This is a genomic window from Aeromonas sp. S12(2024), from assembly GCF_041402305.1.
GTDB lineage: Bacteria > Pseudomonadota > Gammaproteobacteria > Enterobacterales > Aeromonadaceae > Aeromonas > Aeromonas veronii.
In genome coordinates this window covers 112,462-133,194 of record NZ_JBGLRB010000013.1, presented here as the reverse complement: position 1 = coordinate 133,194, position 20,733 = coordinate 112,462, and the positions used below count along the sequence as shown (strand labels likewise).

The following is a 20,733-nucleotide window of genomic DNA, read 5'->3' as shown; positions in this document are numbered from 1 at the left end:
TCGACCAGTTTACTGACCTGAAGGGATCTGCTGAGTAATGCAGTGGATATTGCCACCGCCCAGCAGGATCTCGCGAGCCGGTACGCCGATCACTGTGTGCTCCGGGAAAATCTCTTCCAGAATGCGCTGGGCTTCGCCATCGGTGGCGGCATCCAGCAGCGGGTAGACGATGCGATCGTTGGTGATGAGGAAGTTCACATAGGAACCGGCCAGACGGCCTTCTGCCTCGCGCGGCACACCGCTGCCGCTCTCGACACCGGCAGACTCCTCTTCAGTGCAGAACAGCGGGCCCGGCTGGGGCAGCTTCCACACTTTCAGCTTGCGACCCTTGGCATCCACCGCCGCTTCCAGCACCTTGAGGGCGGCCACGGAGCGGGCGTATTGGGGATCGTTCTGGTCGTCAGTCCAGTGCAGGGCCACTTCACCCGGACGCACGAAGCAGCACATGTTGTCGATGTGGCCGTCGGTTTCGTCCATGTAGACACCTTCGTCCAGCCAGATAAAGCTGGTGACGCCCAGATAGTCGCGCAGGTAAGCTTCGATCTGCTCTTTGGTCAGGTGCGGGTTGCGGTTTTCGTTGAGCAGGCACTCGGCGGTGGTCAGGCAGGTGCCTTCGCCATCAACATGGATGGAGCCCCCTTCCAGAATCAGCGGCGCGTCGTAACGAGCCATGCCGTGCTGGGCCAGCATCTGGGCAGCGACCTCTTCATCCTGATTCCACGGGTAGTAGAGACCGCCCTTGTGGCCGCCCCAGGCGTTGAAGCCCCAATCCACCCCACGGCACTCGCCGGCAGCGTTGGTCACAATGGTGGGGCCGGTATCGCGGGCCCAGCAGTCATCGCTGTTCATTTCAGCCAGAGTGACGTGGGCGGGCATGATGGCGCGAGCCTGCTCCATAAACTGGGCCGGTACCCCCATAAAGACCGGGGTGGCGCCACCGATGGCATCGGCCACCTTGGCGAAGGTCTCTTGCGCGAAGCGACCGGCTACGCGCCAGTTGTCCGGGCGAAATGGCCAGATCATCCAGACGGCCTGCTGGTGCGCCCACTCGGCGGGCATGGTGAAGCCGTCGGCGGCCGGCGTGGAGTTAATGGTCTTGATGCTCATCGCAAGGCTCCTTGCATGGATTGAGGCCCCCGTTTACGCCCGATGCGGCGCGGGAACCCGGAAAAATAACAGTGGGTCGCAGATTAAGACGTTGCGCCCCCATCCATCAAATGAATAGGATGGATTGTCCCATAAACACGACGAATAATCCCCCCATGAAACTGCACCAGCTCGACCTCAATCTGCTGCTCGCGTTTGACGCCCTGATGACGCAAGGGAGCGTCACCCGCGCCGCCGAGGCGCTTTTTATCAGCCAGCCCGCCATGAGCCACTCCCTTAACCGGCTGCGCACCTTTCTCGGTGACCCGCTGCTGGTGCGCACCCCGCAGGGGATGCTGCCGACCCCGCGCGCCCAGCGGCTGCATCTCGGGGTGCAGCAGGCGCTGCGGCTGCTGGAGCAGCAGCTCACCGAGGAAGAAGAGTTCGAGCCGAGCCAGTCGAAGCGGCGCTTCGTGCTCTGCACCACAGATTACGTGGAGTGCGTGCTGATCCCGCCGCTTATTCAGCGGCTCAGACGGCTGGCGCCGGGGGTCACCATCGAGATCCGCATCCTGCGCGACACCCTGCCCGAAGCCGAGCTGGCAAGCGGCGAGATCGATCTGGTGCTGGGCTTTGACGAATACATGCAGGTGCCGGGGTATCTGGGCAAAGAGACCTGGCTCACCGAGCCGCTGGCCGGGCTGGTACGCGCCGATCTGCCCATTGCCAAATCGGCCCCCGCCGGCGCCGAGGATGACCCCTCCCAGTGGCAGGAACGCATCACCCTGCAGCAGCTTATCGCTATGCCCCATGTGTTCCACTCGCCCCTTGGCACCTCGGAGGCGAGCCTCGACCGCTATCTGAAGAGTCAGGGCTTTAGCCGCACCATCTCGGTCAACAGCCAGAGCTATATGTCCGCCGCCGCCATTGTCAGCCAGAGCGATCACCTGCTGGTGCTGCCCAGCATGGTGGCCGAGCTGCTCGCCACCCACTGGCCGCTGAAAAGCCTGCCGCTGCCCGAAGATGTGCCGGATTATCACCTCAACTGCGTCTGGCACCCCGTGCATGCCCAGCAACCGGCACTGGTGTGGCTGAAAGATTTGATGAAGGAGCTGGTGGGGCCGAGGTAAGGCCGCGGCGTCTGGCATACCCCATCGACGCATACTCAACAACCGGCGCAGGTGTGGCTCAAGGATTTGATGAAGGAGCTTGTTGGCCGACCACGATGCCCGCACAGAACCTCGATCAGTTCCCTCTCCCTTTGGGAGAGGGTTAGGGTGAGGGGGCTTCTTTCCCCTCATCCCCAACCCTTCTCCCGCAAGGGGAGAAGGGAGCAGTTACGTTACCACTTGCAGCATCGCTGACAACCATTCAGCCAGTCTGCCAGCCAGCTAAGCGACTCCCAATACATTCGAAAAGTTATCGCCATCTGCTTATCACCCAATCCAGCTGACCCAGCTCGAATAAGACAATAAGCGCAGTGGTGATCAGTCCAATCCCAACCACAACTCGACCTGTTCCCTCTCCCATTGGGAGAGGGCTAGGGTGAGGGGACGCAATACCCAACCGGTAAACGGATGGGAAGCTGGCTATATCTATAAGGCGATACAGAGTGGGAGCAATTAATGGAGAGCAACCGTGTTGCCAAGCGACTGAGACGAGATGCCACACAGGCAGAGCAGAAACTGTGGCAACAGTTGCGCAATCGCCGTCTGGCGGGGCTGAAATTTCGCCGCCAAATGCCCATCGGCCCCTATGTGGTGGATTTCATTTGCCTTGAACAGGGATTGGTCATCGAAGTGGATGGTTCGCAACATGGAACACTAGCGAACCAGATGCATGATGAGGCTCGGACAGCCTATCTCAATCAGCAGGGATTTCGCGTGATACGAGTGTGGAACAACGATGTGCTGAGTCGGATGGAGGTCGTACTGGCCCATATTTGGCTCTCATTGCGCTGAGCAGAGCCTTCCCCCTCATCCCCAACCCTTCTCCCGCAAGGGGAGAAGGGAGCAAACAACCCAGCGCGTGTGGCATCCCTGGAAACAACCATGGCTCCCGAGGGAGCCATGGTTGTTTCTGTGGTATCGCGTTACGCCCGCAGGGCCCACATCAGCTGGGTGACCACGTCGTCGAGCAGAGGGCGATCGGGGCGGCACTGGGCGAAGGTGACCAGACCTTGCAGGTTGATCAGCAGCAGGGCGGTGAGGGTGTGGATATTGCTATCCGGGGCCAGCTCGCCCTTGGCCTGCGCCTGTGTCAGCAACTCGGCCAGATCCTGCTCCAGCTCGCCATAGATCCCCTTGACCCGCTGGGTCAGCTCCTCATCCTGCTCGCTCAGCTCCATCATGGTGCGAGTCACCAGACAGGAGCCGCAGAGCGCCTCCCCCACAATCCGGTCGAGATAGGCCGCAAGGCCCGCCAGCGGGCTCGGGTTGTCGAGCAATGAGCGGCGCAGGGTGCGTTTACCCTCGACATAGTGATCCACCGCCGCCAGCAGCAGGCCGCGCTTGTTGCCAAAGGCGCCGTAAATGCTGCCCGGGTGCAGGCCGGTGGCAGCCACCAGCTCCTGCATGGTGGTCTTGGCATATCCCTTGGCGCGAAACGCTTCCATGGCATTTCGCAGTACCTCGTCCCGATCAAACTCGGCTATGCGCATGGTTCCTCCCGTGGGAAATGGTTCACCGGCAAGGGGCAACAGAGCCCACCGATAAAGAGTGGCTGGAAAGGGCGGCAAGTTTACCCCAGCCGCCCGCTCGGGCCAACCTTCTTGAACGGGCATTCAAAAAAGCTTGCACCCGACGCAAAAAACGTCTTGAATGCACGTTCAAGAATAACCCGTTCAGGACAACCTATCATGAATACCCTGTTTCAGCCGTATCGACTCAATGACACTCTGACCCTGGCCAACCGTTTCATGATGGCCCCGCTCACCCGCTGCATGGCAGGCCCAGGTCTGGTGCCGACCGAGCAGATGGCAGCCTATTACGGCCGCCGCGCCGACATCGGCCTGATTATTTCCGAGGCCGTCATCATCCGCCCCGACGCACAGGGTTACCCCAATACCCCGGGCCTCTTCACCCAGGCGCAGATCGATGGCTGGAAGAAAGTGACCAGCGCCGTGCACGCCAAAGGCGGCAAGATCTTCGCCCAGCTGTGGCACGTCGGTCGCCTCTCCCACCCCTTCTTCCATCAGACTGAAGTGTTGGCCCCCTCTGCCGTGGCGCACGAGGGCACTGTGCCCCGCATGCGCGAGCTGACCTATCAGGTGCCGCGTGCCCTGACCGAGGCGGAAATCGCCCAGCTGGTGCTGGATTACGCCCAAGCCGCAGCCAACGCCATCGAGGCGGGCTTTGACGGGGTGGAGATCCACGGTGCCAACGGCTACCTGATCGACCAGTTCCTGCACCACTCTACCAACCTGCGCACCGACAACTATGGTGGCAGCCCGGAAAAGATGAGCCGCTTCGCGCTGGAAGTGGTCGATGCCATCAGCACCCGCATCGGCGGTGATCGGGTTGGTATTCGCCTCTCCCCGGGTGCCTATGTCCATCTGGCGGGCAGCCCGGAAGATCGCGCTGTGTTCGACTACCTGCTGGGCAAGCTCAACGATCGCCTGCTGGCCTATATCCACCTCGGCATCTTCGATGACAACCTCACCTTCGATTATCTGGGTGGCCGCGCCTCCGACTATCTGCGTGCCCACTACAAGGGCAATCTGGTCGGGGTGGGTAACTACGACGCCGAGCGCGCCGCTGCGGCCATCGAGGCTAACCGCTTCGATCTGGTGGCTATCGGTCGTCCACTTATCGCCAACCCGGACTACCTCACCAAGGTGAAGAAGGGAGAAGCGCTGGTGCCCTACGCCGACACCATGTTGGCTGAGCTGGTATAACCACGAAGCCATCGCCAGACCACAGGCAATAAAAAACGAGGGGAGCTGTTGCTCCCCTCGTGCTATCTGGCTGATGCGCGGATCAGTTGGTGCGGATGCTTAATTGGTACGAAACAGCGCCTCGATGGAGAGCCCCTGGCTCAGCAGGATCTCCCGCAGACGGCGCAGCCCCTCCACCTGGATCTGGCGCACCCGCTCGCGGGTCAGGCCAATCTCGGCCCCCACATCCTCGAGGGTGGCCGGCTCGTAGCCCAGCAGACCGAAACGACGGGCCAGCACTTCCCGCTGCTTGGGATTGAGCTCCTCCAGCCAGTGGACAATGCTGCTGCGCATATCATCTTCCTGAGACTCCAGCTCAGGCCCCATGCCGCGCTCGTCGGAGAGCACATCTAGCAGCGCCTTGTCGCGATCGCCACCGATGGGGGTATCCACCGAGGTGATCTTCTCGTTGAGTTTGAGCATGCGGTTCACGTCATCCACCGAACGATCCAGCGCGAATGCGATATCCTCGGCGGTCGGTTCATGATCGAGACGGTGAGAGAGTTCGCGCGCGGTGCGCAGGTAAACGTTTAACTCTTTGACCACATGAATGGGTAGACGGATGGTGCGGGTCTGGTTCATGATGGCCCGCTCTATGGTCTGGCGGATCCACCAGGTGGCATAGGTAGAGAAACGGAAGCCGCGCTCGGGGTCAAACTTCTCGACCGCGCGGATAAGACCGAGGTTGCCCTCTTCGATGAGATCCAGCAGCACCAGGCCGCGGTTGTTGTAACGACGGGCGATTTTCACCACCAGTCGCAGGTTGGACTCGATCATGCGCTTACGGGCAGCTTTGTCACCGCGCAAGGCACGACGGGCGTAGTAGACTTCCTCTTCGGCAGTGAGCAGCGGGGAGAAACCTATCTCCCCCAGATAGAGTTGCGTGGCATCCATCACCTTGTTCAGCTCAGGTGCCAGCAACTCATCGGAGATTGTCTCGTCCGCCTCGGCGGCTACCTCCTGCAACTCTTCTACTTCGTGAGATTCGGGTTCAGCGTCAAACTCTAACTCTGCATCCTGCATTACCAGTTGTTCTTGGCTCATGGTGTGTCTCCCTGACGTTACCAGAGTAAGACGGTCTCTCTGGGGTTAACGCTTTGGCAAATAGCTCATCGGATTGATCGACTTGCCTCTGTACCGGATCTCGAAATGCAATCGCACATCCGGCGCGTCCGTGCTACCCATGTTGGCAATGACCGAGCCCCCCTTGACGCTGTCCCCTTCCTTCACCCGCAACTCGTCGTTGTGTGCGTAAGCGGAGAGATAGTCATCATCATGCTTGAGGATAATCAGCTTGCCGTACCCCCTTAAAGCACTGCCAGCGTATACCACTTTACCGCTGCTGGCGGCGTAGACGGGTTGCCCCTTCTGGCCGGCTATGTCGATCCCCTTGTTACCCTGTTCTGCAACAGAGAACCCCTCGACAATCCGGCCTTTTGCGGGCCAGTGCCAAGCAAGTCTCGACTGGGAGTTGTTTATTTTTTGTTCTTTGGACTGAGCGTATTCCTTCGGTGCTGTCGGAGCAACGGATTTCTGAGAGATGAACGGCGTGGTCTGACCAGATCCACTCGGCTCGGCCAACGGACGCGGACCGCTGCTCGGACGGCTCACGGCCACCGGCGTCACGGTTGCCGGACGAGTCGCAGCCACCATCTGGGTCGAACCGCCGCCTGCGGTCTGGACATTGAGCACCTGACCCGGTTGCAGCGCATAGGGGGCGCTCAGGTTGTTGCTCTGGGCCAACGCCTGCGGCGTCATGCCGAACTGGCGGCCGATGCTGCTCAGGGTATCGCCGCGGCGCACCTCATAGGTACCGGCACTGCGGCTGCTGCCAACACTGGCGCTGGAACCATCGAGTCGCAGTCGCTGCCCCGGATAGATGTTGTAGGGCGGGCTGATGTTGTTGAGGCTGGCCAGCGACGGCACGTCGTTGCCGGAGTTGAAGGCGATGGAGTAGAGGGTATCGCCCCGTTTCACCACATAGCTGCCGCCCTGAATGGGGGCGCTGACCTGGGCACCGCTTTGGCGAGCCGGAATGGTCGAGACAAACTGCCCCTCATCAACACCATCTACCGGAGCTGCATTTTTACTGGAGGAGCAGGCAAGCAGCAGCCATGACAACACCACGACACTGCTTCCTTGCCAAATACGCGAACGCATAATGGATCCTTAACGACTAAACCAGAAATAGGCCACCACGGCCAGACCAATACAGAGCCAACCGAGCACATCTACGTAGTGCATCAGTTTGCGTTCCATCTTCTCGCCACCCCAACGCATCAGGCCCGCAACCAGGAAAAAGCGCATGCCACGACCGATGAGGGAGGTGATGATGAAGGGCAGCAGAGCCATTTGCAACAACCCTGCCGTCACGGTAAACACCTTGTAGGGGATAGGGGTGAAGCTGGCAATGAAAATGACCCAGATCCCCCACTGCTCAAACCAGTTGCGAGCAATCTCGATCTTGTCCTGATAGCCCACAGACTCCACCAGTGGCAGCACGACCGGATCCCACAGGGCATAGCCAAGGGCATAGCCAAACAGGGCGCCCAGCACAGAGAAGACAGTAGCCAGCGTGGCGTAGTGCCACGCCTTGTGGGGCTTGGCGAGCGCCATCGGAGCCAGCATCACGTCCACCGGGATCGGCCAGAACACCGACTCGATGAAAGCGGTGATGGAGAGATACCAGGGGGCATGCTTGTGGCGAGCCCACTGCATCACCAGTACGTACAAACGGGAAAACAACTTCACTCAACATCTCCGTCAATCAGGGGAACAAAACGTACCGGCTCCAGAATACGGCTGGTCAGCTGGGATCCGGATCGTTCGATCAGCTGCAGGGTCTGCTGGCTGTCACCCACGGGCAACACCAGTCGGCCCCCTTCGGCCAGCTGATCGGTGAGCGCCGTCGGGATCTCGCTCGCCGCGGCCGTCACCAGAATGGCGTCATAAGGCCCCTTGTTGGGCCACCCCAGCCAGCCGTTGCCGTGCTTGGCCGAGACATTGTGCAGATCGAGCTGGCGCAGCCGGCGTCTGGCCTGGAACTGCAGCGACTTGATCCGCTCCACGGTATACACATGCTCCACCAGATGGGCGAGGATCGCCGTCTGGTAGCCCGAGCCAGTGCCAATCTCCAGCACATGGGCCGGATTGTTTTGCATCAGCAACTCGGTCATTCGCGCCACCATATAGGGCTGCGAAATGGTCTGGCCGTGGCCAATGGGCAGGGCGGTGTTGTCCCACGCCTTGTGCGCCATGGCCTCGTCCACGAACAGCTGGCGCGGCACTTTCGCGATGGTCGCCAGCACGCGAAAATCGCGAATATCCTGCGCAATGAGCTGATTTAACAGGCGCTGTACTATCACACCACCCTCATCCCTGCAGATCTAACCAGGCCCCCAGACCGGCGAGACTGTCATAGGCAGTCATATCGATGGTCAGGGGGGTAATCGAGACATAACCCTGCTCGATGGCAGCAAAATCGGTGCCTTCACCGGCATCCTGCTGGCTACCGGGGGGGCCGATCCAGTAGATGGGCTGACCGCGGGGATCCTCGGTGCAGATCACCGACTCCGCCCGGTGGCGATTGCCAAGGCGGGTGGTCTTGATCCCCTTGATCTGCTCGAGGGGCAAGTCCGGCACGTTGACGTTGAGGATCTGATCGGCAGGCAGGGGGTGTTTCATCAGCCCCTTCACCAGCAGGGCCGCATAGTGGGCCGCCGTGGCGAAGTGGGTCTTGCCCACCAGCGAGATGGCGATGGAGGGGTAGCCAAGATGGCGCCCCTCGGTGGCCGCGGCGACCGTGCCCGAGTAGATGACATCATCCCCCAGGTTGGCACCGTGGTTGATGCCGGCCACCACCATGTCGGGTTCAGGACGCACCAGCTCGTTGACCGCCAAATGCACGCAGTCGGTCGGCGTGCCCTTCACCGCATAGCTCTCGCACCCATTAAAGCCGTTTTCTGCAATGCGGGTAACCCGCAGCGGTACTTCCAGCGTCAGGGAGTGACTCGCGCCGCTGCGGTTGCGATCCGGCGCCACCACAATGACCTCGCCGCAGGCGCGCAGCGCCTCGCTGAGGGCACGAATGCCCTCGGCATGCACACCATCATCATTACTGACCAGAATTCGCATCGGTCTGATTCCTGAAACCGTGATCGGCCTCTTCGGCCTGCATTAACTCGCGCACCACGCTGGTGGCAAACGCGCCCGCCGGCAGGAAGAAGGAGAGGGTCAGCGCCTCGCCGTCCAGCTGCCAGCTCATCTGCTCCGGCTTGAGCAGCAGGGGGCGCCTGTCCTGATCCAGCCCGGCTTTCTCAAGCCCGTCACACCAATCGCTGTAAGGGGCCAGCACGCCCTGTTCGAACTCGGCAGCGGCGCCCTGACTGGCCAGGCGGCCACGGCCCCACTGGGGCGCGGTAAGTTGCACGTCGCCGGAGGCAAGACGCGCTTCCAGCTCGGGGGTCACGCTCTCTTCGCTGAAGATGGAGTGGCTGCCCTTGAGCATCACGCAATCACCGGCCAGCAGCTGATGAGCCAGCCCCTGCTCGATGCGGGCGCTGACAATGGCGTTGAACAGCATGCTGCGGGCGGCAGAGAGGTAGAGGGAACGCTTGTTGCGATCCTTGATCCGCTTGCCGGCAAACATCGCCTTGGCCGCTTCCAGGTTGTTGCCATCGCGGCCAAAACGCTGCTCACCATAGTAATTGGGTACGCCCTGAGTGGCGATGGCCTGCAGGCGCGCCTCCAGCCCGTCGGCCTGTTCCAGACCGGTGAGACGCAGGGTGAAGTGGTTGCCCTTGAGGTAGCCGACCCGCAATTTGCGGTTGTGACGCCTGGCTTGCAGGATCTGGATGCTGTCGCTCTCGATGACCGACAAGTCCGGCTCGGCCTTGCCCGGCAGGTGAATACCAAACCACTGCTCGGTCACCGCGTGACGATCCTTCAGGCCCGCCCAGGTCACCGCATTGCGGTTGACCCCGGCCGCGTCGGCCAGCAGACCCGCTACCCAGGCGGTGTTTTCGCCGGTTTTGCGCACCCGGACGAAGATATGCTCCCCTTCCCCGCAGGGCTCGAAGCCGAGATCTTCATTGACCACGAAGTCGGCGGCCTCGGCCTTGAGGATACCGCGGGCAGTGGGCGCCCCGTGCAGATAGGCAAGTTGTTCCAGCATTATTGTTTCACCAGTAGGACGACGGCTTCGGTGGCGATCCCTTCCTTGCGCCCCGTAAACCCAAGCTGTTCGGTGGTGGTCGCCTTGACGTTCACCCGGTTCAAATCACATTGCAGATCGGCGGCCAGCACGGCGCACATGGCGTCGATATGGGGCGCCATTTTGGGGGCTTGGGCGATGATGGTCACATCCAGGTTGCCGATGGCATACCCCGCCTTCTGTACCCGGGCAAAGACATCCCGCAGCAGGATGCGACTGTCGATCCCCTTGAACTCGGCAGCGGTATCAGGGAAGTGGCGACCGATGTCACCGGCACCGATGGCCCCCAGCAGGGCATCGCTCACCGCGTGCAGCACCACATCGCCGTCAGAGTGGGCAACCAGCCCCTGCTCGTAGGGAACCGGCACGCCACCCAGCATGCAGGGGCCAACACCACCAAATTTATGGACATCAAAACCATGACCAATGCGCATCATCAGCGGCAACCTCCCAACATGCTGAAACCAACCCCATCAATTTTGTGTACGTCCACACCATGTCCAATCCGGATCATGCTAACTCCTTGTTCGGGCCTGTTTGTTCGAGACACTCTGCTCTGAACGGTCTGTTCTGACTGAGGGGCTTATGCCTGCTGGTTTAAAAACAGCCCCGCCAGCGACAAATCTTCCGGCCGGGTCACTTTGATATTGTCGGCGCGCCCCTCCACCATCCGCACCGTGAATCCGGCCCGCTCCATGGCGGAGGCCTCGTCGGTGATGGTGGCGCCCAGCAGCAACCCCTCTTCGAGCGCCCGTTTCAGGGCACGGGTCGGGAACATCTGCGGCGTCAGGGCATGCCAGAGCTGCTCGCGCTCGACGGTAGCGATGATATTGCCCTCCCCATCGGAGCGCTTCATGGTATCGCGCACCCGACTGCCGAGAATGGCGCCGCCACAGCCCATGGCCGCGACAATCAGCGCATCGAGATCGCCGTGAGTCAGGCAGGGACGGGCCGCATCGTGCACCAGCACCCACTCCCCTTGCGCCACATGGAGGCCATTGAGGACGGAAAAGGCGCGCTCGGCGCCACCCTCTACCCGCACAATGCGCGAGTCGGCCGCCACGGGCAGGGCCTCGAACCAGCGGTCATGGGGCGCCAGCGCCACGATCACCTGGGCGATGGCCGGGTGGGAGAGCAGCCGCTCCAGGGTATGTTCGAGAATGGTTTTACCCGCCAGTTGCAGGTACTGCTTGGGGCAATCGGCCCCCATTCGGCTGCCGATACCGGCGGCAGGGACGATCGCCGTCAGGCCGGATACCCGGCTGGCATCAGTCATCGTAGGGCTCATCGTCCGGCGCTGTCTCTTTGTCTTTCTCTTTGGGGATGATCCGGTAGAAGGTCTCCCCCTGCTTGATGTAACCCAGATCGTTGCGCGACAACTCCTCGATGGCCTCGAGGCCAGAGGTGAGATCATCTATCTCGCGGTAAATGAGGTCGTTACGATCCTTGAGAGTCTGGTTGTCCCGCTGTTGCTGCGAGATGGCCTCCGACAGGTTCTGATAATCGGATAGCCCGTTCTTCCCCAGCCAGAGGTCATATTGCAGTCCCCCCAGCAGGAGGATCAGGATCAGGGTGAATAGCCGCATGCACTAGGTCTCCTTCAGGCGGCCTAGTGTCCCATATTCGGTGCCAAGACAAAAGAAAGCGAGCACCCGGGAGCCACCGGCCGAACATAAAAAAGTGCCCAAGAGTGAATCAGATAGCACAAAGCCCCGCCAAACCGGTGCAAGGATGGCCAACCAGGGCGCTCCTTGTCCGGGGGCGGGGCTCTCAATCAGAAAGCGGTAAGGGGGATCAGTTCACCGCGACCGGCTCTCCCGCGCTCTCGGCCGGGGTGTTGTACTCCTCCTCGGCATCGCGGAAACGCTCCAGCATCGCTTTTGAGGGCGCTTCGCCCAGCAGACTGCCCACCACAATGGCCAGCAGTGCGAACAGGAAGCCCGGGATGATCTCATACAGCCCCAGCCAGCCGAACTGCTTCCAGACGATGACGGTGATGGCACCGACCAGCATGCCGGCCAGCGCGCCGTTGCGGGTCATTCGCGGCCAGAGCACGGAGAGCAGCACCACGGGGCCAAAGGCGGCACCGAAACCGGCCCAGGCGTAGCTCACCAGCCCCAGCACCCGGTTTTCCGGATTCATGGCAACGGCGATGGCAATCACCGCGATCAGCAGCACCATCAGGCGACCCACCCACACCAGCTCACGCTGGGAGGCGTTCTTGCGCAGGAAGGGCTTGTAGAGATCCTCTGTGATGGCGCTGGAGCAGACCAGTAATTGACAACTTAGAGTGCTCATCACCGCAGCCAGAATGGCGGAGAGCAGCACACCGGCGATCCAGGGGTTGAACAGGATCTTGGAGAGCTCGATAAAGACCCGCTCCGGGTTGCCGGTCACCCCAGCCGCCACTTCCGGGAAGCGGGCGAAGTAGGCCAGCCCGAAGAAGCCGATGGCCACCGCGCCTGCGAGGCAGAACACCATCCATGTCATGCTGATACGGCGGGCATTGGCCATGGAGTGGTGGGAATCCGCCGCCATGAAACGGGCCAGAATGTGGGGCTGACCGAAGTAACCAAGGCCCCAGGCCATCAGCGAGACAATGGCGATCACATCCAGATTCTTGAACATGTCGAGGTTGGTGGCGCTCTTGGCGGCCACCTCGATCATGGCGCTATCCACCCCGCCGACGGCGATGATGACGAAAACCGGGGTCAGGATCAGGGCGAAGATCATCAGGGTCGCCTGCACCGTATCGGTCCAGCTCACCGCGAGGAAGCCGCCGAAGAAGGTGTAGGTGATGGTGGCGGCGGCACCGACCCAGAGGGCGGTGTTGTAATCCATGCCGAAGGTGCTCTCGAACAGGCGGGCACCGGCCACCACGCCGGAGGCGCAGTAGATGGTGAAGAAGAGCAGGATCACCAGCGCCGAGAGGATGCGCAGCACCTTGCTGTGATCTTCAAAGCGATAGGTGAAATAGTCCGGCAGGGTCAGGGCGTTGCGGTTCTTCTCGGTATGCACCCGCAGGCGACCCGCTACCCAGCGCCAGTTGAGGTAAGCGCCGATGACCAGACCGATGGCGATCCAGCTCTCGGAGATGCCGCTGACGAAGACGGCGCCGGGCAGCCCCATCAGCAACCAGCCGCTCATGTCGGAGGCGCCGGCAGAGAGAGCGGTAACCCAGCTCCCCATCCGGCGACCGCCCAGAATGTAGTCATCAAAGTTGCGGGTGGCGCGATAGGCGACGAAGCCGATCAACACCATTCCGAGGATATACACCAGGAAGGTGATTAACATGGGTGTGCTAGCTGTCATGCAAAACTCCGTTTTGTGTCATTTTCTGCCCGCTCTGGTGACGGGCTCATCCCTAAAAAACCGGCCTAGCTTAATCAGCCGTTCGCGCCAGCTCAACCACTTTTAACAAACACAAAACACAATAAAAACCTTTGCGCATCAAATCATCTGCCGCATCAAGAGGATGGCGCCAGATTTCCTGCCGTGGCCGTGGCTGCCATATCGCCGCAACGGCGGCTATTGAGCGTTATGTTTTCACATTTTGTTACTATCCATTTTTTTACAAGCCAGCGCCCCGCTCCTAAACTCCCCGCCCTGTCTCATCACACCAGTCAGAGGTCGGCACCATGTCATCTCATCTGTCACACCTGCGAACCCTCGCCCGCCGCCTTCACCCGGTGGAGGAGTCGGGTCATCTCATCCGACGGGCCAAGTATGTGGGGCGTCTCTGGCTCAATCCCGGCGCCCGCGCCCTCTATCGCCAGCAGCAGGAGCAACCGCTGCTGGCGCAGGCGATCAGCCGCTTCCCCGATATTCTGGAAAAGCCGATCCACCCCTATCGCCACAAGGGGCTCCGCAAGCGCCTGCGAGCCGGGCTTATCAGCGGCCACTACCAGCAGCTGGCACGTCAGCTGCCCAAGGCGCAACAACTGGCAATCTACAGCGGGCGCGGCCTGCTGCTGGCCCAGTGGCAGAGCGACAAGCTGACGACCCCCCTCACCCTGCAACTGGATTACCAAACACACATGGGCAAAGAGGGGGAGATGAGCCTTACCCTCAAGCTGGGTGACGCGGCGCTCTATTACATGGCCCTCAATCTGCGCCCCGCGCCGAACCCGACCCTCGAGATCTGTTCGCTGCAGGGCGGCAAGGGGCAGAGCGAGGAGATCAAGCTGGTCACCAAGGCGTGCGGCGGGCTGCGCCCCATGTCCCTGCTGGTCTATATGGCCGCCGAGCTGGCCCGGGGGCTGGCGTGCAAGAGCCTGCTCGGGATCCGCACCCAAAGCCACGTCTATCAGAGCAGCAAGCGCACCGCCGATCGGGTAAAGTTCGACCTCGACGGTTTGTGGCAGGAGCATCAGGGCTGCGTGCAGGATGAACTCTGGATGAGCCTGCCGCTGGAGGTGCCCCGCAAGACGCTGGAGGAGATCCCCTCCCGCAAGCGGGCCAGCTACAAGGCGCGCTATCAGCTGCTCGATCAGCTCGGCAGCGAGTTGCAGGCAAATCTGCTGCGAAGCTGAGTCAACGCAGCAGAAACAAAAAGAGCGAACAGCATGCTGTTCGCTCTTTGTCGTGATGGGGATTTGCCGTTAGCGGTTGATTGCCATCGGCATGCCGTTGCGCTGCTCCAGCGCCTGCTTCACCAGTTGGGAGTCGCTGTCGGCGTGGGCAATGAAGCGGGTCACCGCCGGGGTCATCGGCAGCGGTGCCGGCAGCTTGGAGTTGAACTCCTCTTCGCTGCGCGACAGCGGCTGGTGCACTTCCAGATAGCGGACACCGTTGGGCTCGAGAGAGGCCTTGATCGGCTGGTTGACGAACTGGACGCGAGTACCGACCGGTACCTGCTTGAACAGATAGGCGATGTCATCGTTGCGCAGACGCACACAGCCGTGGCTCACCCGCAGGCCGATGCCGAAGTTGGCGTTGGTACCGTGGATGGCGTACATCTTGCCGATGTAGAGGGCAAACAGACCCATAGGGTTGTCCGGGCCGGCAGGCCATACCGCAGGCAGGCTCTCGCCACGGGCGGCATATTCGGCATGCATCTTGGCGGTCGGGGTCCAGGTCGGGCCCGCTTTCTTGCGCTGCACGCTGGTCACCCAGTTTTCCGGGGTATCGGTGCCGAGCTGGCCGATGCCGATGGGCAGTACTTCCACCACTTTTTTACCCTTGGGGTAGTAGTAGAGCCGCATCTCGGCCACGTTCAGCACGATCCCTTCACGGGGTGCATCCGGCAGGATCAGTTGCTGGGGGATCACCAGCTTCTCGCCGGTCTGTACCAGCAGGGGATCTGCATCGGGGTTGGCTTCGGTCATGTTGGTGAGCCCCAGCTGGAATTTGGCCGCAATGGCCTCCAGCGGCTGGCCGTTCTCTTCGGCCGGAACCACATATTCCAGATTTTCCCCTACCAGACGGCTGTTGGCCGCAGGCAGAGCATATTCAACAGCGAAAACCGGCGCAGCGGTCAGCAGCAGGCTGTAGCAGAGTGTTGCCACACTATTGCGAAGGAGCTTCATAACTTTCCCATGATGATGACTTGAAGTGACGTCTCTGGGCTGGCAGCTGATCAAGAGGGGATCAGGGGCGCGAAGAGAAGGCCGCCATTTTTCTCCTCTGCACGGCAAATTTCAACTGACAAGTGGCGACGGGTCGATGATTAATATGCGGTTTTTTCCGCGTCCCCGACCCGTCCGGTATCCCTGTTTATCCCCGTTGCCAGGCACGCATGTCGTAACCTGTGGGAGATTGGTGCAACCGCAGATGAAATTGCTCAATGATGGCGAAGATATGGTCGAAAATATCGGCCTGGATCCCTTCGTAATCGGCCCATGCGGTAGTCGCGGTGAAGCAGTAAATTTCCAGCGGCAAACCGTCTGACGTGGGCGCCAGCTGACGCACCATCAGGGTCATGTCCTTGCGAATGCCGGGGTGGGCGCGCAGGTAGGCATCCAGATAGGCGCGCAGGGTGCCGAGGTTGGTGAGGTGACGACCGTTGATGGGGCAGCTCAGGGCATCGCTCAGCTGCTGGTTGTAAGCGCTCAGCTCCTGCTCCTTGCGACTGAGATAGGGTGCCAGCAGTTGCGCCTGCTTGAGCTGCAACTGCTCCTCGGCCGTCAGAAAGCGCACGCTGGTCATGTCGATATTGACGCTGCGCTTGATGCGGCGGCCGCCCGACTCGGTCATCCCCTGCCAGTTCTTGAAAGAGTCGGAGATCAGGGCATAGGTGGGAATGGTGGTGATGGTCTTGTCCCAGTTCGACACCTTGACCGTGGTAAGCCCGATGTCGGTCACCTCGCCATCGGCGCCGTACTTGTCCATCTGCAGCCAGTCACCGACGCTCAGCATCCGGTTGGCGGAGAGCTGGATCCCCGCCACCAGCCCGAGGATGGGGTCCTTGAACACCAGCATCAGCACTGCGGTCATGGCACCCAGACCGCTGAACAGGAACAGCGGCGACTTGCCGAGCAGCAGGGCGATCATCAGGATGCCCACCAGAATGCTGCCTACCAGCTTGGCCCCCTGGAAGATGCCGCGCAGGGGCAAATCCCGACCAAGACGGGTGTAGCGGCTCACCGACAACAGGCAGTCGAGCAGGGCGAAGAAGGCCAGCAGCAGGAACAGCAAAATCCAGAGCTGGGCCACCATTTCGATAAGCTTGAGGCTATCCGATTGACGGGGCAGCCAGATCTCCGCCTGACCGAGCAGCACGGCCCCCTGCAGCACGAAGGCGAGCCGGTTGAAGAGGCGCTGTTGCAGCTGGGGCGGCAGCCATACCTGCTTGGCCTTGCCGAGGATCCCCACCAGCCGGACCAGCAGCACCCGGTGCAGCGCCATGTGCAGCAGCAACGAGGTGATGACGATAAAGCCCAGCGCGATCACCAGCGCCATCATGCTGGTCACTTCCACCCCAAGGCCCGACAACCAGTTAAAAAACGCCTCTTTCATTGCTCTCTCCCGAACCGGGCAGCCCGCTGGCTGCAAAAACAGTGGTGGTCAGGGTACCGCTCCCCTCCCCCATGTCAAATCGGCGTACGCCAGAAATGACAACGCCCGGCACAGGCCGGGCGTTGTTTCAAAGCGAGGTTGACTTAGCAGACCAGGCTCAGGGCATCGCGGGCGATGACCAGCTCTTCGTTGGTCGGGATCACCATGGCGCAACGGCTGTCGGCGGTGGTGATGCGACCTTCGCCACCCAGTACTGCGGCGTTGTTGGCCTCTTTGTCCACCTTGAAGCCGAACAGAGCCAGACGGTTCAGCACCATCTCGCGCACCATGGCGGCGTTCTCACCGATACCGCCGGTGAAGACCACGGCGTCCAGACGACCGTCCATCGCAGCGGCATAGGCGCCGACATACTTGGCCACACGGTAGGTGAAGACATCCAGCGCGCGCTTGGCACCGGCGTCGGTGGCGTAGTTGGTGGTGACGTAGCGGCAGTCGCTGCTCGCTTCGGTCATCCCCAGCAGACCGGACTCACGGGTCAGGGTGTGGTTGATCTGCTCCACGCTGTAACCGAGCTGGTCGTGCATGAAGAAGACCACGGCCGGATCGATATCACCGGAACGGGTACCCATCGCCAGACCTTCCAGCGGAGTCAGCCCCATGGAGGTGTCAACGGATTCGCCGTTCTTGATGGCGCAGACAGAGGCACCGTTACCCAGGTGGCAGTTGATGATGTTCAGTTCATTCAACGGCTTGCCCAGCTCTTTTGCCGCTTCTTCCGCGATGTAGCGGTGAGAAGTACCGTGGGCACCGTAACGACGGATGCCGTGTTCGCGGTAGAGCTTGTGCGGCAGCGCATAGAGGTAGGCCTCTTGCGGCAGGGTCTGGTGGAAAGCGGTGTCGAACACGGCCACGTTCTTCTCGGACAGCTGCGGGAACACTTTCAGCGCGGCGCGAATACCGATGAGGTGGGCCGGGTTGTGCAGCGGGGCGAACGGAATGGCGGCTTCGATACCGGCGATCACGCCGTCATCAATGCGCACGGAGCGGGAGAACTGCTCGCCACCGTGTACGATTCGGTGACCGATGGCCACCAGTTGCTCGGCAAGAGTCGGATCCTGCGGCAGGATGTGACCCACGATATGGTCGAGGGCCTCCTGGTGAGCGGCACCCGCTCCCAGCATGGCTTCGCCCTTGACCCCGTGGAGTTTCCATTTGATACGTGCATCATCCAGATTGAAGCATTCGGCCAGGCCGGACAGCATGTCCTCACCTGTTTCGGCGTCCATTACGGCAAATTTCAGGGAAGAGCTACCGCAGTTAAGGATCAATACCAACTTGCTCATTTTCTACATCTTCCTGTGCTTCGGCTTTATGCCGACAGTGTCGTGTCATCCAAAAGAGGATGGGATTCCCCTGCCGGGGGCTTATGGTCGCAGGAGGGTGCGTCCAATTTTTCAATTCTTGCTCTTGAAAGAGTCATCGCAACTTGTGGTGCGTATCACTGGTTTCAATGCTTGCGAGTCTCAACACATCAGCTGCGCAGGGCTCGCCTCAATGGGAATGCTCAGGCGATAGCCAGCAGATCCTTGTGTACCTTGACCACCAGCTTCTTCACCCTGGCGGGCTGGTTGAAGGTACAGAGCGGGCGGTGCAGTTCGCCCGGCCAGAAGATGGCGAAATCGCCCGGTTGCAGCGCCAGATAGCTGGTCTGCTCGTCATCGACAAACCAGAGGTCAGGATGGGGATGGTCGGCGCCGTCGCTCACGTAGTCGTGGGGGCCCACACCTATCCACTCTTCACCGCGCAGCAGCAACTGGATATCGAGATACTGCTGATGGAATTCGCCACGGCGATCCGCGGCTGGCTCGGTCAGATCCTCGCTCACCAGACAGAACAGGTTGAGGCCATCGATCTCGGTCTTGCCGAGCGGAGCGTCACCCCAGTGAGCCACGCTCTTCACCACCTCGGCCATGATACGGGCCAGCGGGGCGGGCAGCGGCGTCCGCTGCAGGGTGTTCAGGCTACCGGTGATCATGGCGTCTGTTTCCTGTTAGGTATATCTGGGCTGCATCTTTGCCAGCCAATGAAAAAGGACCTGTGACAGGTCCTTCAATAATGCCGTCTGCAATCCGTGCAAACCGGTTTAGAGCTTTTGCTCATGTTCAGCTATATGGGCACTGTTACACACTCGTCAGCACCTTGCCAAGAGACATAATCCCATTTTCATAGTGATCGTACCAGCTGAAACCATATTATTCACCACCCTTTCCCCCTCGACTTTGACCAGACGCAAAAACGGGCGCATCAGCGCCCGTTTTTTTCGCAAAACCGTTTAACAACCGGTTTCATTCAAGCCTTTTTGGCGTTTTCCACCGGTTTGGCGTACATGGCTCGCCAGATCGCCTTGTGCTCTTCCGGCACCTCTGACTGACGGGTCAGGAAGGCCGCCTGTTCGATGGTATTGGCCTTGCCGGAAACATCTGCCGCCAGATAGTTGCTGGGGAAGAGGTGGTAGCTGCTCCAGATCGCCTTGTCGATCAGCGCGGCCAGTTCGTCCGGATCGCTGAAGCCCTCGGTGATCGGCGCACCGAAGGAGACGTGTACCCGCCCCTTCATGCCGACGATACCGGCGACGATACTCTCGATATCCTCGAACTCTCCCTTCTCGTAGCTGCCGTTGACCGACTTCTCGTAGAGCTCCCGCGCCTTCGCCTTGTCGGTGGGGTCGAGCTCGTAGCTGATGCTGACCGGCACGATATTGAGGCTGCGCATGTAGTCGACGAAGTCGATCTTCTGCTTCTTGCCGTCGACGTAGAACATCTTGAGGATGGCCGGATCTGTCTTGTCATCGCCATTCTTGGCCCGCCCCTCTTTCTGAGCGATCCAGATGGAGTGACCTTCGTGAACCGAGTTGCCAATATAGGCAGACAGCTCGCCGAGCGCCTTCATCATCTCCCGCGGCCCCTTGGCGGAGCGTTTGACGATAAAGCTCTTGTTGAGCTTCATCAGCTCGGTGGCGCAGGGTTTGCGCAGCAGGTTGTCACCGATGGCGATGCGCACGGTATCGAAACCGTGGGTGTGCAGCCCCCAGTTGACGAACGCCGGATCCATGGCAATGTCTCTGTGGTTGGAGACAAACAGATAGCCCTGCTCTTTCTTAAGATGCTCGATCCCGGAGAAGGTCACCCCCTTGGTGGAGGTGGCGATCATGCGGGACATGTACCGGGTGACCCCCATCTGGACCTGATGCACAGTGGTCACTTTTGACCATTTGCGGCGCAGGAACAGGCGGATCATCGGGCGGATGGCCCAACCCAGCCAGCTCATCAGGGAACCGAAACGATACTTGGCGATGGCGCCGATAAATTCATCATCCTGGATCAGCCGTTCGATGGCTGCCGGCACTTCTTCATCGCGGTAGGGGCGAATATCCGCGAATCTATCTACTTCAGTCACAATGTCAGCCTTGCATGCTAGGAAACCGCAGCCAACCCGCGTTGGCCGGGGAAAATTCAGGGCGCAATTTTACACGCTTTTATGGCAA

Annotated in this window: 21 protein-coding genes; 4 read left to right on the top strand and 17 right to left on the bottom strand. The window is 60.7% G+C overall.

Annotated features, from left to right (window positions below; translation table 11 throughout):
- Positions 1–9: 9 nt before the first annotated feature.
- Positions 10–1,107: an agmatine deiminase gene (gene aguA / locus ACB035_RS13910; RefSeq protein ID WP_236356828.1), complete on the bottom strand. Its 1,098-nt coding sequence runs from the start codon at positions 1,105–1,107 to the stop codon at positions 10–12.
- A 155-nt stretch (positions 1,108–1,262) separates the two neighbouring features.
- Between aguA and ACB035_RS13905 the strand changes: the two genes are divergently transcribed.
- Positions 1,263–2,216, top strand: coding sequence for a LysR family transcriptional regulator (locus tag ACB035_RS13905; protein ID WP_033115874.1), 954 nt, complete (start codon positions 1,263–1,265; stop codon positions 2,214–2,216).
- A gap of 495 nt (positions 2,217–2,711) precedes the next feature.
- Positions 2,712–3,047: an endonuclease domain-containing protein gene (locus ACB035_RS13900; protein WP_021229504.1), complete on the top strand. Its 336-nt coding sequence runs from the start codon at positions 2,712–2,714 to the stop codon at positions 3,045–3,047.
- Positions 3,048–3,178: 131 nt separating this feature from the next.
- Here the strand turns inward: ACB035_RS13900 and ACB035_RS13895 are convergent, their stop codons facing one another.
- Complete coding sequence (locus tag ACB035_RS13895) at positions 3,179–3,745, bottom strand: TetR/AcrR family transcriptional regulator (RefSeq protein ID WP_371167479.1); 567 nt, start codon at positions 3,743–3,745, stop codon at positions 3,179–3,181.
- Between the two features lie 198 nt (positions 3,746–3,943).
- On the opposite strand from ACB035_RS13895, the gene ACB035_RS13890 reads away from it, so the two are divergent.
- Positions 3,944–4,981 (top strand): alkene reductase, encoded by a 1,038-nt coding sequence (locus ACB035_RS13890; RefSeq protein ID WP_371167478.1) that lies wholly within the window; start codon positions 3,944–3,946, stop codon positions 4,979–4,981.
- A 99-nt stretch (positions 4,982–5,080) separates the two neighbouring features.
- Here ACB035_RS13890 and rpoS read toward each other — a convergent pair whose 3' ends face one another.
- The 10 genes from rpoS to putP all read right to left on the bottom strand — a co-directional run bounded on the left by rpoS (position 5,081) and on the right by putP (position 13,544).
- Positions 5,081–6,064, bottom strand: coding sequence for an RNA polymerase sigma factor RpoS (gene rpoS, locus ACB035_RS13885; protein WP_005335504.1), 984 nt, complete (start codon positions 6,062–6,064; stop codon positions 5,081–5,083).
- 45 nt (positions 6,065–6,109) lie between these two features.
- Entirely contained in the window at positions 6,110–7,180 is a 1,071-nt protein-coding gene (locus tag ACB035_RS13880) for a LysM peptidoglycan-binding domain-containing protein (RefSeq protein ID WP_335811985.1), read from the bottom strand.
- Positions 7,181–7,189: 9 nt separating this feature from the next.
- On the bottom strand, positions 7,190–7,771 hold the full coding sequence (locus ACB035_RS13875; RefSeq protein ID WP_005354505.1) for a YqaA family protein: 582 nt from the start codon (positions 7,769–7,771) through the stop codon (positions 7,190–7,192).
- Complete coding sequence (locus ACB035_RS13870; RefSeq protein ID WP_005335507.1) at positions 7,768–8,385, bottom strand: protein-L-isoaspartate(D-aspartate) O-methyltransferase; 618 nt, start codon at positions 8,383–8,385, stop codon at positions 7,768–7,770. The genes ACB035_RS13875 and ACB035_RS13870 overlap by 4 nt, the downstream gene beginning before the upstream one ends.
- Before the next feature lie 7 nt (positions 8,386–8,392).
- Positions 8,393–9,154, bottom strand: coding sequence for a 5'/3'-nucleotidase SurE (gene surE, locus ACB035_RS13865; RefSeq protein ID WP_005335515.1), 762 nt, complete (start codon positions 9,152–9,154; stop codon positions 8,393–8,395).
- The gene (truD, locus tag ACB035_RS13860; RefSeq protein WP_005354508.1) at positions 9,135–10,193 is read right to left on the bottom strand and encodes a tRNA pseudouridine(13) synthase TruD; all 1,059 of its coding nucleotides are present in this window, start codon (positions 10,191–10,193) and stop codon (positions 9,135–9,137) included. Before truD ends, surE begins: the two co-directional genes overlap by 20 nt.
- Complete coding sequence (gene ispF, locus ACB035_RS13855) at positions 10,193–10,669, bottom strand: 2-C-methyl-D-erythritol 2,4-cyclodiphosphate synthase (RefSeq protein ID WP_005335518.1); 477 nt, start codon at positions 10,667–10,669, stop codon at positions 10,193–10,195. The genes truD and ispF overlap by 1 nt, the downstream gene beginning before the upstream one ends.
- 146 nt (positions 10,670–10,815) lie before the next feature.
- Positions 10,816–11,508, bottom strand: a complete 693-nt coding sequence (gene ispD / locus ACB035_RS13850) for a 2-C-methyl-D-erythritol 4-phosphate cytidylyltransferase (RefSeq protein WP_371167477.1) — start codon at positions 11,506–11,508, stop codon at positions 10,816–10,818.
- Positions 11,501–11,818, bottom strand: coding sequence for a cell division protein FtsB (gene ftsB, locus ACB035_RS13845; protein WP_005335520.1), 318 nt, complete (start codon positions 11,816–11,818; stop codon positions 11,501–11,503). Before ftsB ends, ispD begins: the two co-directional genes overlap by 8 nt.
- A 208-nt stretch (positions 11,819–12,026) precedes the next feature.
- Positions 12,027–13,544, bottom strand: coding sequence for a sodium/proline symporter PutP (gene putP / locus ACB035_RS13840; protein ID WP_005354514.1), 1,518 nt, complete (start codon positions 13,542–13,544; stop codon positions 12,027–12,029).
- A gap of 326 nt (positions 13,545–13,870) precedes the next feature.
- On the opposite strand from putP, the gene ACB035_RS13835 reads away from it, so the two are divergent.
- Positions 13,871–14,764: a DUF535 family protein gene (locus ACB035_RS13835; RefSeq protein WP_224969496.1), complete on the top strand. Its 894-nt coding sequence runs from the start codon at positions 13,871–13,873 to the stop codon at positions 14,762–14,764.
- Between the two features lie 69 nt (positions 14,765–14,833).
- Here the strand turns inward: ACB035_RS13835 and ACB035_RS13830 are convergent, their stop codons facing one another.
- The 5 genes from ACB035_RS13830 to ACB035_RS13810 all read right to left on the bottom strand — a co-directional run bounded on the left by ACB035_RS13830 (position 14,834) and on the right by ACB035_RS13810 (position 20,645).
- A complete protein-coding gene (locus tag ACB035_RS13830; RefSeq protein WP_005354531.1) occupies positions 14,834–15,760 on the bottom strand; it encodes a L,D-transpeptidase family protein in 927 nt (308 codons plus the stop codon).
- A gap of 187 nt (positions 15,761–15,947) precedes the next feature.
- Complete coding sequence (locus ACB035_RS13825) at positions 15,948–17,189, bottom strand: mechanosensitive ion channel family protein (protein ID WP_101529604.1); 1,242 nt, start codon at positions 17,187–17,189, stop codon at positions 15,948–15,950.
- A 143-nt stretch (positions 17,190–17,332) separates the two neighbouring features.
- Positions 17,333–18,532, bottom strand: coding sequence for an acetate kinase (locus ACB035_RS13820; protein ID WP_005354534.1), 1,200 nt, complete (start codon positions 18,530–18,532; stop codon positions 17,333–17,335).
- A gap of 221 nt (positions 18,533–18,753) precedes the next feature.
- On the bottom strand, positions 18,754–19,224 hold the full coding sequence (locus ACB035_RS13815; protein WP_111901396.1) for a YhcH/YjgK/YiaL family protein: 471 nt from the start codon (positions 19,222–19,224) through the stop codon (positions 18,754–18,756).
- A gap of 314 nt (positions 19,225–19,538) precedes the next feature.
- Positions 19,539–20,645: a 1-acyl-sn-glycerol-3-phosphate acyltransferase gene (locus ACB035_RS13810; protein ID WP_005362790.1), complete on the bottom strand. Its 1,107-nt coding sequence runs from the start codon at positions 20,643–20,645 to the stop codon at positions 19,539–19,541.
- Between the last annotated feature and the right edge of the window lie 88 nt (positions 20,646–20,733).